The organism is Aeromonas veronii (assembly GCA_041319085.1).
Lineage (GTDB): Bacteria > Pseudomonadota > Gammaproteobacteria > Enterobacterales > Aeromonadaceae > Aeromonas > Aeromonas veronii_F.
This window is the reverse complement of sequence record CP101033.1, coordinates 1032337-1046561: the sequence shown is the minus strand read 5'-3', so window position 1 is coordinate 1046561 and position 14225 is coordinate 1032337. Positions and strand designations below refer to the sequence as shown.

11 protein-coding genes and 1 pseudogene are annotated in these 14225 nt (G+C 57.5%); 9 read left to right on the top strand and 3 right to left on the bottom strand.

Annotation, left to right across the window (positions count from 1 at the left end):
• Window positions 1-14: 14 nt before the first annotated feature.
• Window positions 15-1412, bottom strand: coding sequence for a carbohydrate porin (locus NMD14_05170; protein ID XEI33815.1), 1398 nt, complete (start codon window positions 1410-1412; stop codon window positions 15-17).
• A 425-nt stretch (window positions 1413-1837) separates the two neighbouring features.
• Here NMD14_05170 and NMD14_05165 point away from each other — a divergent pair.
• The 4 genes and pseudogenes from NMD14_05165 to NMD14_05150 all read left to right on the top strand — a co-directional run bounded on the left by NMD14_05165 (window position 1838) and on the right by NMD14_05150 (window position 5497).
• Window positions 1838-2144: pseudogene (locus NMD14_05165) on the top strand (IS4 family transposase).
• Between the two features lie 419 nt (window positions 2145-2563).
• Window positions 2564-3574, top strand: a complete 1011-nt coding sequence (locus NMD14_05160) for a TRAP transporter substrate-binding protein (protein ID XEI33814.1) — start codon at window positions 2564-2566, stop codon at window positions 3572-3574.
• Window positions 3575-3626: 52 nt separating this feature from the next.
• The gene (locus tag NMD14_05155; protein ID XEI33813.1) at window positions 3627-4187 is read left to right on the top strand and encodes a TRAP transporter small permease; all 561 of its coding nucleotides are present in this window, start codon (window positions 3627-3629) and stop codon (window positions 4185-4187) included.
• 2 nt (window positions 4188-4189) lie between these two features.
• Complete coding sequence (locus tag NMD14_05150) at window positions 4190-5497, top strand: TRAP transporter large permease (protein ID XEI33812.1); 1308 nt, start codon at window positions 4190-4192, stop codon at window positions 5495-5497.
• A gap of 307 nt (window positions 5498-5804) precedes the next feature.
• On the opposite strand, the gene NMD14_05145 is transcribed toward NMD14_05150, so the two are convergent.
• The gene (locus NMD14_05145; protein ID XEI33811.1) at window positions 5805-6968 is read right to left on the bottom strand and encodes an FAD-dependent monooxygenase; all 1164 of its coding nucleotides are present in this window, start codon (window positions 6966-6968) and stop codon (window positions 5805-5807) included.
• Window positions 6969-7233: 265 nt separating this feature from the next.
• Here NMD14_05145 and miaB point away from each other — a divergent pair, with 265 nt between their 5' ends.
• The 5 genes from miaB (at window position 7234) to lnt (ending at window position 12905) form a co-directional block, all read left to right on the top strand.
• The gene (gene miaB / locus NMD14_05140) at window positions 7234-8667 is read left to right on the top strand and encodes a tRNA (N6-isopentenyl adenosine(37)-C2)-methylthiotransferase MiaB (protein ID XEI33810.1); all 1434 of its coding nucleotides are present in this window, start codon (window positions 7234-7236) and stop codon (window positions 8665-8667) included.
• A gap of 54 nt (window positions 8668-8721) precedes the next feature.
• Window positions 8722-9771, top strand: a complete 1050-nt coding sequence (locus tag NMD14_05135; GenBank protein XEI33809.1) for a PhoH family protein — start codon at window positions 8722-8724, stop codon at window positions 9769-9771.
• Complete coding sequence (ybeY, locus tag NMD14_05130) at window positions 9768-10232, top strand: rRNA maturation RNase YbeY (GenBank protein ID XEI33808.1); 465 nt, start codon at window positions 9768-9770, stop codon at window positions 10230-10232. The genes NMD14_05135 and ybeY overlap by 4 nt, the downstream gene beginning before the upstream one ends.
• Before the next feature lie 95 nt (window positions 10233-10327).
• A complete protein-coding gene (corC, locus tag NMD14_05125; GenBank protein ID XEI33807.1) occupies window positions 10328-11212 on the top strand; it encodes a CNNM family magnesium/cobalt transport protein CorC in 885 nt (294 codons plus the stop codon).
• Window positions 11213-11360: 148 nt separating this feature from the next.
• A complete protein-coding gene (gene lnt / locus NMD14_05120) occupies window positions 11361-12905 on the top strand; it encodes an apolipoprotein N-acyltransferase (GenBank protein XEI33806.1) in 1545 nt (514 codons plus the stop codon).
• Between the two features lie 69 nt (window positions 12906-12974).
• Here the strand turns inward: lnt and NMD14_05115 are convergent, their stop codons facing one another.
• Window positions 12975-14159 carry a MerR family transcriptional regulator gene (locus NMD14_05115; GenBank protein XEI33805.1) on the bottom strand — a complete coding sequence of 395 codons (1185 nt, stop codon included), beginning with the start codon at window positions 14157-14159 and terminating at the stop codon, window positions 12975-12977.
• Between the last annotated feature and the right edge of the window lie 66 nt (window positions 14160-14225).

Here is a 14225-nt window from a genome sequence, read left to right as displayed (position 1 = left end):
AGCTGAGAATCAGCTTAGAACCATACTTCAGCCTCAACCCCGAAGAATACTTGCGAGGTAGACAGCTTGCCGTTGTCTTTAGTGGAATCAATACTGATACCGCCAGACGCATTTTCGTCGCTGGATTTAACCCAAGTCACGAAGGGTTTGATCTGTGGGCGTCCCCAGTAATCTGCATCAACAGTGAATGCTGTAGCTACTTCCAAAGCATAGAACTGGGTATTTACATCTGTGCGACCCCACTGTGCCTTACCGTTCTGATCTTCAACTTTCTCGTTCGCATAAGAACCGGTCAGTATCAAACGCAGATTATCATTGATCTTGTAGGATGGCTGTAGGGCAAAGATGGTACGAGCAACGTCGAGATCCCCACCCCAGCTCACATGTTGTGGAGCCCAATAAGTCAGCTCACTACCAAGCTGTAAGCGAGGAGTGACTTCTGCAACACCATAAGAGGTGAAGAACAGAGCGCTGGAGTCTTTACCGAAGCCACCATTCCAGGAACCGAAGTTAACACCACGGTTGGAGGCCATGCCTTCACCGTAAGCAATCGCGGTCTTGGACCAACCCTTAAAGCCGTAATAGTCACGGTTATAGGCAATAGAGGCACCAATACCGGTATCTGCATTGATGGTATATTTTCCGGTCACCGGATCTTTGTTTGATACGGCATCAGCATCAGTATTAGCTTGTTTCATGCCTTTCAGGTCAAAATCAAAGGTACCGCCCAGAGCCGCCAAGCCGTAATAAAAAACGTTCAAAGACGTTGCGGTACGAACAGACCCAGTACACTTGAATACGTTACTTTCATTACAATCGCTGTTGAATGGATCATTATTACGAACTTGGCCTGCATCATCAGCCGAAACAATAGCAACCCCAAAGCCACCATTCTGGAAACCAGCACCGATACCGGAAGATTGCTTCCAGAACTCTTTGGTCAAAATACCTTGTTCACGGTTCAGAAAACGTTGACCGGCCCAAATTTTGGTATCCTTATCAAGGAAATCAAAACCAGCCAGTTCCACATAAGCTTCTTTCATTTCAAATTGGGCATCATCACGATGTGTCTGCAGAGAACTTTCTGAGGAGACAAAATAACCTGTGTCACCTGCATTCTGGTTACCATATTCAGCACGGGTAACAAATTCACCCTTTACACCATTTTTGCCTTCAAATTTCTTTTTTACAGACAACTCGACCTGGTTGGCATTTTCATCCATAGAGGTCACAGTACGGTAATCCTGTTTACCCAAGGTGTTCATTTTGCTGGCGCCATCGCCATTCCATTGTCCACCCAGACGACCATAACCATGTACTTCCCAACCATTATCTGCGTCAGCAGCAACAACAACACCGGAAGAGAGGGCCATACTTACTGCGGCAGCTATCGGAAGCCATTTTGTATTCATTGTCATTTTCCTTTTCCCGCTGAGGATGAGTGATGTCATAATAATCAAGGCTTAGCCAGTAGATATATACAAGTGACAAGCAGAAGCGATTATATGGAGCATAACATTTGGGTGATATGACAACACTCACAAAACGAACACATATTGCCAACACCCCATAAAAAACACAAAAACACCCCCAGAAATAGCAATAAAACAAAAAAAATAACAAGAAATTAAAAATTCCAGCAACTAGATACCACTTGAAAACGATATCAACAAAAATATCAACCATCAAAAAACTTCTTATTAGCTCTACGATTTCTTAAAAACATGACTGAAATCGCTTTCAAAATTGAACTTTTATTTGGAGGACGGGTCTGCGCTGCGCTGGAAACCATTACGGCGATGGCATGCAACGAGGGCGAAATATCCCCCCGTTAGCCATGCTCAATCACGACATTATCCTCAACCATATCGACGACCTATTTGGCCAAAACATGCATGCCAAGGGGGTCTTGTCACTCGCCAATGCCACCCACGGGGTTATCGAGTGTGGCTCAGTGGCCCTCCAAGCCATTAGCAATGGCCTTTCACTGGCAAGTGGTCTTGCACGAAAGTACACCGTCAAACAGGTCGCTCATGTGCTGACCAACACCAAGCCGAACGTCTGGTGCCGCTTTGATGACTGGGTTCCCTATATGGTGGCCAAAGGTGGCCAAACGCATCGGGATCCTAGTATCCATGGATTGGCTGACGCCGACCGGCCGGACTCGCGCGCTAGAAAAGAGGTCGAATTAACCGGTCAGCGACACCCAACTCTCGAGCTTGCTTGTCGCGGCTGTGCAGATCTGCGGTGCATCTTTGTGGGCCGCCATCTTATGACGACAGCCTCTGACTGATTCAGCATGACCCGCGTTGGCGGGAGCGATTGTTTTTATTTCCTCTTGTTGATCGTCAGCCAAACACACCTCTTGGCAAAAATGCCCCCCATTTGAAGCCCTTAATTATCACTCGTAACAACTTGCAACATTACATCGTCATAAAAAATGACATACGAAACTCATAAAATGAAAACGACGTTTCATTTAATTGAATCTGATCACTGAAATCGTGGCGGATCCGAGTAGCATGTACATCATCAAGATAACCAACCCATAGAGGGGTTACACATGCGTACAAAAAATGCTTTGCCCAAGTTGTCTCTTATTGGCACTGTTGTAGCCGCTGGTCTGTTTCTGACTGGATGTGGTGAAGACAGCAAGGCTGCTGGTCCCGTGATTTTGAAAACAGCATTCAATCAGTCCGAAAAAAACCCCCAGTACAAGGCCCTTGAAGATTTCAGCCAGAAACTGGAAGCGGCTACCGGCGGGAAATACAAGCTGGAGATCCATCCGAACGAGCTGCTGGGTGATCAACGTGCCGCGCTGGAGCTGGTTCAATCCGGCGCCATCCAACTGGCTGTCGTCGCCAACCCCCTGGTCGAGAACTTCAACAAGAACTTCTCCGTACTGGCTATGCCCTACATCTATGACAGCCCCGAGCACCAGCGTAAAGTGTTCACCGACGGCACCCTGGATGCGCTATTCAGCTCCACCAAGGGCAACGGCTTCGAAGTGTTGACCGCCTATACCGCCGGTGCCCGCAGCATGTATGTCAAGGGAGCCCCCATCAAGGTGCCCGGAGACATGAAAGGGAAGAAGATCCGGGTCATGCAGTCCGACACCATGGTCAAGATGCTGGGCTGCATGGGAGGAACCGGTGTGCCCATGGGACAGGGCGAGGTCTACTCAGCCATCCAGCAAGGGGTACTCGATGGTGCCGAGAATAACGAGATCACGTATGCTGACCTGAAACAGTACGAGGTGGCTCCGCACTTCTCCTATACCCGTCATGTGATGGTGGCCGACCTGCTGGTGGTCAACGAGAACTTCCTGAACAAGATGGATGCCGCGGATCAGGCTACCTTCCGCAAGTTGGCCAAGGAGAGCACCTCGACTGAGTTTGACCTCTTCGGTCAGGCTCTGGAAAGTGCCAAACAAACCGCCACCAGCAAAGGGGCTACGTTTACCGAAGTGGACATTGCTCCCTTCCAGGCTAGCTGCAAACCGCTGCAGGAGGCCCTGCTGACCTCCCCGGAACAGAAAGATATTTTCAACAAGATCCGAGCATTGGCCAACTAATGTCGTTCATTGTCTGGGGCTGCCATTGCAGCCCCTTTTATAAGGTTCCATCATGAAACCCGCTGAACAACCAACTCCCTTTTCCGCATCGAGTGAACCTGCTGTTCAGAAGGGCTTCTTCGCCACCCTGACCAACATCAAACAGAAAGTGGATCTCGCTGTCTCCTATTTTTGCATCGCCCTCGTGGGGGTGATGGCACTGCTGGTCACCTATCAGGTGGTGACCCGTTATCTGTTCAACAGCCCCAGTGCCGTGAGCGAAGTGCTCTCCCGCTACCTGTTCATCTGGCTGGTCCTGATCGGGAGCGCCTACGTCTTCGGTCTGCGCGAGCACATGGCGATCACTTTCATGCGCGATCGGATGCCACACAATGTCCGCATCCTGATGGAAATGATCGGCGAGCTCGCCACCACGGCCTTTGCCCTGCTGGTTCTGACTGTGGGCGGCTATATCGGCATGAATCGCCAGATGGGACAACTCGACTCCGCACTGCAAATCCCTATCGGGGTCATCTACGCCGCCATCCCCATCAGCGGTGCGCTGGCTGTCTTCTACTGCCTGTACAACCAGTACGGGTTGGCCAAGCAATTCTCCTTCAAGCAAAAGGTGTAACCATGGATATTGCGGTTGCGGTTGCGCTGGTGATGTTCATCGGTGCGTTTATCTTGCTGTTCATCGGTGCCCCCATCAGCATCAGTATCGGACTCTCCTCCTTCCTGGCGATGGCGATGATCCTGCCGTTTGATGGTGCCATCCTGACCTCGGCCCAGCGGGTCTTCGTTGGCCTGGACTCCTTCGCTCTACTAGCTATCCCCTTCTTCATCCTGGCTGGCAACCTGATGAACAATGGCGGCATCGCCATCCGGCTGATCAACTGCGCCAAGATCGTCAGTAACTTCCTGCCTGGCCCCCTCGCCCAGACCAACGTGGTCGCCAACATGCTGTTTGGCTCCATCAGCGGCTCCGGCGTCGCCTCTGCCGCGGCCATCGGCGGCATCATGTCACCGATCCAGAAGAAGGATAACTACGATCCCGCCTTCAGCGCCGCGGTCAACATCGCCTCAGCCCCGACCGGCATGCTGATCCCTCCCAGCAACTCTCTGATCGTCTATGCCACTGTCGCCGGCAGCGTCTCCATTACCGCCCTGTTCATGGGAGGATACGTCCCCGGCATCCTGTGGGGACTGGGGGTCATGCTGGTGGCAGGCTTCATCGCCAAGCGTCGTGGCTATGTGGCGGAGAAAAACTCCCTCAAAGGGCAACATCTCAAGCTGCTGCTCGATGCAATCCCCAGCCTGATGATGATAGTGGTGGTCATTGGCGGCATCCTGGGCGGCATCTTCACGGCCACCGAAGCCTCTGCCATTGCCGTGGTCTACTCCCTCGTGCTCGGTATCTGCTACCGGAACATCAAGGCTGCCGACCTGCCCGCCATCTTCCTGGCGACGGCCAAGATGACGGCCATCGTGATCCTGATGTTGGCCGCCTCTTCCATCATGTCCTGGGTGATGGCGTTTACCAAGATACCGGCGGTGATCGCCTCGGGTCTGCTCTCCTTTACCGACAGCTTCCTGATCATCCTGCTGATCATGAACCTGGTACTGCTGCTGGTGGGCACCTTCATGGATCCGACCCCGGCAGTGCTGATCTTCACACCTATCTTCCTGCCCATCTGCACCCAGTTCGGCATGGATCCGGTGCAGTTTGGCATCATGATGATCTTCAACCTCTCCCTTGGCACCATTACGCCACCCGTCGGCCCGATCCTCTTTACCGGCTGCAAGATAGGGCAAATAAAGATTGAGGGGGTCATCAAGCCACTGCTCCCCTTCTTTGCCGTCATTGCGCTGATATTGATGTTAGTCACCTATGTACCGGCCATTTCGATGGCGCTGCCAAAAGCAATGGGGCTCGTAGGTTAACGCCTTCTATCGTCCTAATATGACGCATTGATTATCTAGATAATCCTATGCCGGTCAGATGACCTGTCTCTCATACCAAAATCCCCAGCATCGGCTGGGGATTTTTTTGAACGTCTTTCCTATTTCGTGATCTGAATTTTTCATCACCCTTCATCAATACGAGTACCCGAGTCGCGGCGAGTGCCGTTGCGATTGATCAGAGAGACCGCTGATGTGGGATCATGCCATTGCCAAGCGTTACTGGCGGGCCTTGTTCATCACCTTTGCTCCTTCGCGAATTCAGCCCGTGCTATCTGGTTTCTACCTGTCAAACCAGCCCCAGTGCATAGCGCAGCGCCATCTCCTTTAAGGGGCCAGCTTTATCCGCCAGATTGAGGGCCAGATTGCGGGCCAGCTTGAGGGGGCCAATCTCGTTGCTGAACACCCCGTAGAAGAGATCCATCCCCGACTGCATCAGCAGGTTGTCGGGACGACGGCGCCGCTCGTAACGCTCGGCCAGCACAGCGTGATGCCAGTCGGCACCGGCCCCTTGCAGCAAGTCGACCCAGCAGGCCACATCCTTGAAGCCGAGGTTGACCCCCTGCCCCGCCAGCGGGTTGATGGTGTGGGCGGCATCACCAAGCAGCACCACCCGACCGGCGTGGTAGTCGTTAGCGTGGCGGCGTACCAGCGGGAAGCTCCCCTTGCCGGTGACAGTGAACCCGCCGAGCCGACTCGGGAAGTGGCGGCGCACTTCGGCGGCAAGCCCTTCGTTGCTCATGGCAGCCAACGCCCGGATGCGGGCCGGACTGTCATACCACACCAGAGAGCCGTGCTGGCCGGGCAGCGGCAAGAAGGCGCGCGGGCCGCTCGGGGTGAACTGCTGCCAGGTGATATCTTCCTGCGCAAAGTCGGTGTCGATATTGATCAGCATGCAGTGCTGGCGGTACTCGAAGCGCGATACGCCGATGCCGGCCAGCTTGCGGGTATGGGATTCGGCGCCGTCGCAGGCCAGCACCCAGCGGGCCGCCAGCTCGGTGCCGTCGTCCAGAGTCAGCACAGCTTCATCCGCACTCTGACGCAAGCTCGTCACCGCCGCCGGAGTGTGGGTCTGGATATTGGGGAAATCTTCCATCCGTTTGAGCAGGGCGAGCTGCACCAGCCGGTTCTCGATGATGTAACCGAGCTGGGGCAGGCCAAGGTCGGCGGCGTTGAAGCGGGTGGCAAAGCCGTCCAGCTCCCAGGTCTCCAGTCGGCGGTAGGGGCAGAGCCGCATCTGCTGCAGATGGTGCCAGGCACCGGCCTGCTCCAGCAGCGCTACCGAGGCCTGACTGATGGCGGAGACCCGCAGATCCAGCGGCTGCTCCGGCGCGTATTGCGCTGGCAGTTGGGTCTCGATGACCCGCACCGAGAGGCCCTGAGCCGCCAGCAGACAGGCGGTGGCGGCGCCCACCATGCCGGCGCCGACGATGGCGATATCACACTGTTCCATACATTTATTCCTGAAAGGATGCGTCCGGCGACAGCGCCCGGACGTGAACCGAATGGCTGCATGATAGCGCAAGGGCGCGGGATAAACAGTGAGGCAAACGGGGAATTGCTGCGTCAAATCAAGGGGAAAGCCTATTGATCTTGCTGGCAACAGGTATCGGGTGAGCATCATGGCCAGCAGCATATTAGCTAGGCAGTATCCAGATTGCGGAGTAAAATGCGCGGTCCTTTGACCATGCCGATTTCAAAACAAGTCAAGAGAAGCAATGAGCAAGAAACTTCACATTAAAACCTGGGGTTGCCAGATGAACGAGTATGACTCGTCCAAAATGGCCGACCTGTTGGATGCCAGCAATGGCTACACCCTTACCGAAGAGCCCGAAGAGGCAGATGTCTTGCTGCTCAATACCTGCTCCATCCGCGAAAAGGCGCAGGAGAAGGTGTTCCACCAGCTGGGACGCTGGAAAAAGCTCAAGGCCAAAAAGCCCGGTCTGGTGATCGGCGTGGGTGGCTGCGTCGCTTCTCAGGAAGGCGATGCCATTCGCCAGCGCGCTCCCTATGTGGATATCGTGTTCGGCCCGCAGACCCTGCATCGCCTGCCCGCCATGATCAAGGAAGTGCAAGAGGGCCGTGGTGCCCAGGTTGATATCGCCTTCCCCGAGATCGAAAAATTCGACAGCCTGCCCGAACCGCGCGCCGAAGGGGCCACCGCGTTCGTCTCCATCATGGAAGGCTGCTCCAAATACTGTACTTACTGCGTGGTGCCCTATACCCGCGGTGAAGAGGTGAGCCGACCGCTGGACGACGTGCTCTACGAAATCGCCCAGCTTGCGCAGCAGGGCGTGCGCGAAGTGAACCTGCTAGGTCAGAACGTCAACGCCTGGCGCGGCCCGACCTTTGATGACGGCATCTGCACCTTCGCCGAGCTGCTGCGTCTGGTGGCCGCCATCGACGGTATCGATCGCATTCGCTATACCACCAGCCACCCGATCGAGTTCACCGACGACATCATCGAGGTCTACAAAGACACCCCGGAAGTGGTCAGCTTCCTGCACCTGCCAGTGCAGAGCGGCTCTGATCGCATCCTGACCATGATGAAGCGTCCGCACACCATCCTGGAGTACAAATCCAAGATCCGTCGCCTGCGCGCCGTCCGTCCCGACATCACCATCAGTTCCGACTTCATCGTGGGTTTCCCGAACGAGACGGATGAAGACTTCGAAGCCACCATGAAGCTGATCGAAGAGATCAACTTTGACATGAGCTACAGCTTCGTCTTCAGTCCGCGCCCGGGCACTCCGGCTGCCGACATGCCCGACGATGTCGACATGGAAGTGAAGAAAGCCCGGCTGGCCCGCCTGCAGCACGTCATCAACAACCAGGCGATGCAGATTGGCCGCGCCATGCTGGGCACCACCCAGCGTATCCTGGTGGAAGGGCCTTCCAAGCTCGATCCGATGCAGCTGTGTGGCCGCACCGAAAACAACCGGGTGGTCAACTTCGAAGGGGCCCATACCCTGATTGGCGGCTTTGCCGACGTGGAGATCACCGAGGTGCGTCCCAACTCCCTGCGCGGCAAGTTCATCCGCGGCGAGAGCGAGATGAACCTGCGGATCGCCACCGCCCCGAGCGAAATCCTGGCCCGTCGTCCCGACAATGTGCCAGACGAGCTGGGCGTGGCCGCCTTTACTCCCCATTAATCTCCCCCTCCCCATTCGCCCGACGGATGGGGAGCGCCTTGAGACGAGGATATTTTGAGCCGACACATCTCGACCCTGAATCTGCATCTGGAGCCCGCCGACAATCAGCGCCTTGCCAGCCTGTGCGGCCCCTTCGATGACAATATCAAGCAGCTGGAGCGCCGCCTCGGCGTCGAGATCAGCTACCGTGACAGCCACTTCCAGCTGGTGGGCAAACCGGCCCAGCTGGATGCCGCCGCCGTCATCCTCAAACACCTCTATGTGGAAACCCAGCCCCTCAAGGGTGGCAAGGTGACCGACATCACTCCCGACATGGTCCATCTGGCCATTTCGGAGTCGCGGGTGCTGGAGCAGGATGACGAACCGGCGCCGAGCATCCCCTATGGCAAGGAGGTGACGGTCAAGACCAAGCGAGGTCTCATCAAGCCACGCAGCCCCAATCAGGCCCAGTACATCGCCAATATCGTACGCCACGATATCTGCTTCGGCATAGGCCCTGCCGGTACCGGCAAGACCTATCTGGCGGTCGCGGCGGCGGTGGATGCGCTGGAACGTCAGGAAATTCGCCGCATTTTGCTGACCCGCCCGGCGGTGGAAGCGGGCGAGAAGCTGGGCTTCCTGCCGGGCGATCTCTCCCAGAAGGTGGATCCTTACCTGCGCCCGCTCTACGACGCCCTGTTCGAGATGCTGGGCTTTGAGCGGGTCGAGAAGCTGATGGAGCGCAACATCATCGAGGTGGCGCCGCTCGCCTATATGCGCGGAAGAACCCTCAATGACGCCTTTATCATTCTCGATGAGGCCCAGAACACCACCACCGAGCAGATGAAGATGTTCCTGACCCGCATCGGCTTCAACTCCAAGGCGGTGGTCACCGGCGACATCACCCAGGTAGACCTGCCGCGCAACGCCAAATCCGGCCTGCGCCACGCGCTGGAAGTGCTGCCAGGGGTCGATGGTCTGTCGTTCAACTTCTTCGAGTCCAAAGACGTGGTACGCCACCCGGTGGTGGCCCGCATCGTGCAGGCCTATGAGGCGTTCGACGCTAAACAGGCAGCCGAGAAGGTGGCCGGCCAAACAAACGCCAGCAAAGAGAGTGAGCAATGAGCGTAACCCTGGATCTGCAACTGGCCAGTGCCAGCACTGACGGCCTGCCCACCGAAGCCCAGTTGCAAGGCTGGCTCGACGGCACCATTCTCGGCTTCCAGCAGGAGGCAGAAGTGACGGTGCGCATCGTCGACGAGGCGGAGAGCAACGAGCTCAACCTCACCTATCGCGGCAAGGACAAGCCCACCAACGTGCTCTCCTTCCCGTTCGAGGCGCCACCTGGTCTGGAGCTGCCGCTGCTCGGCGATCTGGTGATCTGCCGTCAGGTGGTAGAGCGCGAGGCCGAGGAGCAGGGCAAGCCCCTCATGGCCCACTGGGCCCACATGGTTGTGCACGGCAGTCTGCATCTGCTAGGTTATGACCATATCGAGGATGAGGAAGCCGAAGAGATGGAAGCACTTGAGCGCGACATCATGCAGGAGCTCGGTTTTGCCGATCCTTATTTGAACGACGAAGAGTAAAATGCAGGACGGTCATCGACTTGAAACAGCAGATGGCCATCCTTATATAATTCGAACAATTTCAAGTATGTTTAAGCGAGTAACCAAGAGAAAAAATGACCGACGATCACCCTAGTACCGGCTCGCCGAAGAAAACCTGGCTCGACAAACTCAGCCAACTCTTCCAGGGCGAGCCAAAAGACCGCAATGATTTGGTAGACGTGATAGCCGATGCCGAAGAGCGCGACCTCATCGATCAGGACACCAAGGACATGATCGAGGGGGTGCTGGAGATCGCCGATCTTCGCGTGCGCGATATCATGATCCCCCGCTCCCAGATGGTGACCATCGAGAAGTCCCAGCCGATCGACGAGATCCTGCCGGTGATCATCGAGTCCGGTCACTCCCGCTTCCCGGTGATCAACGAAGACAAGGATCATGTGGAGGGCATTCTGCTCGCCAAGGATCTGCTCCCCTTCGGGTTTGGCGGCCATCACGCCAGCGAGCCGCTGCAGCTCGAGAAAATCTTGCGCCCCACGGTGATCGTGCCGGAAAGCAAACGGGTTGACCGTCTGCTCAAGGAGTTCCGTGAAGAGCGCTACCACATGGCCATCGTGGTCGACGAATTTGGTGGCGTCTCCGGTCTGGTGACCATCGAAGACATACTGGAACTGATCGTTGGCGAGATTGACGACGAGTTTGACGACATCGAGGATGAGCCGGACGAAATCCGCCGCCTCAGCAAGCGGGTCTTCTCCATCAGCGCCCTGACCGAGATCGAGGATTTCAACGACTTCTTCGGCACCAAATTCAGCGATGAAGAGGTGGATACGGTGGGCGGTCTGGTGATGCACGCCTTCAGCCACCTGCCCAAGAAGGGCGAGGAGATCGAGCTGGACGGCTACCTGTTCAAGGTGATGCATGCCGACCGGCGTCGTCTGCAGCAGCTGCAGGTGAAGATCCCCGAGCACCACGCGGCGGCGCAATCCGAGCCGCAATAAGCAAATCCGCTCGATGTGTGAAACAACGCCCCGACCTCGGGGCGTTGTGCTCTCTGCCACCGGCATCGAGGCTCGCCGTTGCCCCGCTTACAGGTTAAGATACCGGCCATTCGACCCCAGTTGCACACCAAGACGAGCACCATCGCCCGTGAGATTATCCCCTGTTACTTCCAAAATTCTGTTAAGCCTCAGTGCATTGGCCTCTGGTGCCATCGCCGTGCTGGCCTTCTCCCCCTTCGGCTACTGGCCGCTGGTGATCCCCTCCCTGCTTGGCCTCTACGCCCTGCTGGACAAAGCCACGCCGAAACAGGCCGCCTGGCGCGGTTTTGGCTACGCCATGGGACTCTTTTTGCCGGGGCTGTGGTGGATCCACGTCAGCATGACCGAGTTTGGCGGCATCCCGCTGCCGGTCGCCTTCGTGCTGCTGGCCGGGCTCTCCGCCTATCTGGCGCTCTACCCGACCCTGGCCTGCTGGGTCTTTGCCCGCTTCTTTGGCGGCCGTCACTGGAGCCGCTGGCTGCTCGCCTTCCCGGCCCTGTGGTTGGTCGCTGACTGGCTGCGCGGCGCCGTGATGACCGGCTTCCCCTGGCTCTGGTTTGGCTACAGCCAGATCGATGGCCCGCTCAAGGGCTTCGCCCCCATCCTCGGGGTGCAGGGCATCACCCTCGCCCTGTTGCTGTCCGCCTCCGCCATCTGGCTGGTGTGGAAATCCCGCTCCCCGCTCTGGCTGGCGGTGCCCGCCCTGCTGGTGGCCGGGGCCCACGGCCTGATGCAGCTCAACTGGGTCACCCGTGGCGAGCCGGTCAAGGTGGCACTGGTGCAGGGCAATATTGCCCAGTCCCTCAAGTGGGATCCGGAGGCGCTGGCCCCCACGGTGCGCACCTATCAGGACTTGAGCCGCGAGAATCAGGATGCCGACATCATCATCTGGCCGGAGTCGGCGATCCCGGCCATCGAGAAGGCGATGGGCCCCTATCTGGAGAATCTGGACAAGGCGATGAAGGTGAACGATACCGGCCTGCTGGCGGGGATCATCCACTACGACGAGCAGCAACAGCGTTTCTACAATACCGTGCTCGGCATGGGGGTGCAGGATGCGGATGGCAAGGAGTCCTACTTCTACAACCACTCCAACCGCTACAACAAATACCACCTGCTACCCATCGGCGAGTTCGTGCCGTTTGAAGATCTGCTGCGCCCCATCGCCCCCTTCTTCAATCTGCCGATGTCCTCGTTCAGCCGGGGTGACGAGGTGCAGCCCAACCTGATCGCCAAAGGGCTCAAGTTTGCCGCCGCCATCTGCTACGAGATCATCTTCCCGGAGGAGGTACGCCGCAACGTCAATGCCGATACCGACTTCCTGCTGACCGTCTCCAACGATGCCTGGTTCGGCACCAGCATCGGTCCGTGGCAGCATATGGAGATCGCCCGGATGCGCGCGCTGGAGCTGGCTCGTCCGCTGCTGCGGGACACCAACACCGGCATCACTATCGTCACCGAGATCGACGGCAGCATCATCGGCCAGATCCCGCAGTTTGAAGCGGGCGTGTTGCGCAGCGAGGTACGTCCCGCCCACGGCGAGACCCCCTACATGCGCTTTGGCAGCTGGCCCCTCTACTGTCTGACCGTGCTGCTGCTGGGTCTGGCGCTGGCGCTGCGCCCCAAGGCTCACCCCTGGGCCCGCGAGCTGTAATGGCCATCCGCAATCCCTGATAAACAACGAGGCGCCCACAGGCGCCTCGTTTTTTTTTACGACAACTTATCACGCATCTTTTTGCAGGCAGCAGATCACATAGCCGTAACTTCCCAGATATTGGCGGTGGATGGCCACTTCCCGGCTCAAGTCCTGCCAGGCGGCACTCTCCCCCAACTCGTCTCGATAGCGCACCAGATTGACCTCGATAGGGTCCAAATAGTTGTTCCAGGCGCTCATCGGCAAGGGAGTGTGTGACAGGCAGCGGTAGCCTGCCGCTTGTACCGTCTCAAGCAGGCCCGCCAGCGTCTGCATGGCGGGGTAATCCTGCTGCCAGAATGCCAACGCCTCCTCGGGCGGGTTATCGGTCAGCCAGACCGCATCACTCAGCACGATGCAAGCCTGTGGGCTCGCGAGCAGCGGACGCCACGCCTTCAGTGCATTGGCAACCCCCATCACGTAAGCGCTCCCCTCTGCCCAGATGAGGTCGGCCGGGGCCAGATCGTCCGGCAGTGCCGCCATGTTGGCGCAGAGGGTGGAGACATGTTCAAAGCCCACAGCACGGGCGGAGTGCGCCACGGCGGCCAGCGCCTCCTCTTCCAGATCGATGGCCACAATGGCGGCATCGGTCACCTGAGCCAGCGCCATGGTCGAGGCACCGCGCCCGCAGCCCATGTCGAGGATCCGGCGCGGCCGGATTGGCAAGGCGGCAAACTGCTGCTGAGTGAAGGCGCGATCCCCCGGCCCCCAGTAACTCATGCCATCCAGCAGCTGGATAAAGTCCTTGATGTAATGCTCATGTTCATTCATGTCTTTGCTCAACCATTGCAAGTGGTAGCGATCTTTCTCGCTAAAACCCTGTTTCATCACCCACGTGAAGTAGGCTTCCGGTGCCTCGCGCTGCAGTTGCAGCTGCCAGGCCTTGAATTCCTCACCGGAGCGCGGACGCAGCCCTGCCAGATCCGCCAACAGATCCCGGGCGCGCTGCATCCGCGCCAGCTCCTCATCCAGCTCCCTGACCCGGGCCTGCAATGCCGCCTGATCTATCTCGCCAGCCAGACAGGCGAGGCACTGCTTGAGGCTGAGACCACCCGCCTGCAGGGCCTGCACCATCTGCAGTCGCTGCAGATCCCCCTCGTCATAGTGGCGATAGCCATTGGCGGCCCGGGTACCGGCAATCACCCCCTGCTTCTCGTAATAGAGCAGGGTGGAGCGGACGAGGCCGCAGCGGCGGGCCAGTTCGGATATTTTCATGGCAATCACTCACGGTGCGGGCCCTCAGGTGACCCGATAGAGACGAGCTTAAACTGTGAAGCTATA

Coding starts and splice junctions, on each gene's coding strand:
- NMD14_05170 (XEI33815.1), bottom strand. CDS start 1,412: ATGAATACAAAATGGCTTCCGATAGCTGCCGCAGTAAGTATGGCCCTC.
- NMD14_05160 (XEI33814.1), top strand. CDS start 2,564: ATGCGTACAAAAAATGCTTTGCCCAAGTTGTCTCTTATTGGCACTGTT.
- miaB (XEI33810.1), top strand. CDS start 7,234: ATGAGCAAGAAACTTCACATTAAAACCTGGGGTTGCCAGATGAACGAG.
- NMD14_05115 (XEI33805.1), bottom strand. CDS start 14,159: ATGAAAATATCCGAACTGGCCCGCCGCTGCGGCCTCGTCCGCTCCACC.
- corC (XEI33807.1), top strand. CDS start 10,328: ATGACCGACGATCACCCTAGTACCGGCTCGCCGAAGAAAACCTGGCTC.
- ybeY (XEI33808.1), top strand. CDS start 9,768: ATGAGCGTAACCCTGGATCTGCAACTGGCCAGTGCCAGCACTGACGGC.
- NMD14_05155 (XEI33813.1), top strand. CDS start 3,627: ATGAAACCCGCTGAACAACCAACTCCCTTTTCCGCATCGAGTGAACCT.
- NMD14_05145 (XEI33811.1), bottom strand. CDS start 6,968: ATGGAACAGTGTGATATCGCCATCGTCGGCGCCGGCATGGTGGGCGCC.
- NMD14_05150 (XEI33812.1), top strand. CDS start 4,190: ATGGATATTGCGGTTGCGGTTGCGCTGGTGATGTTCATCGGTGCGTTT.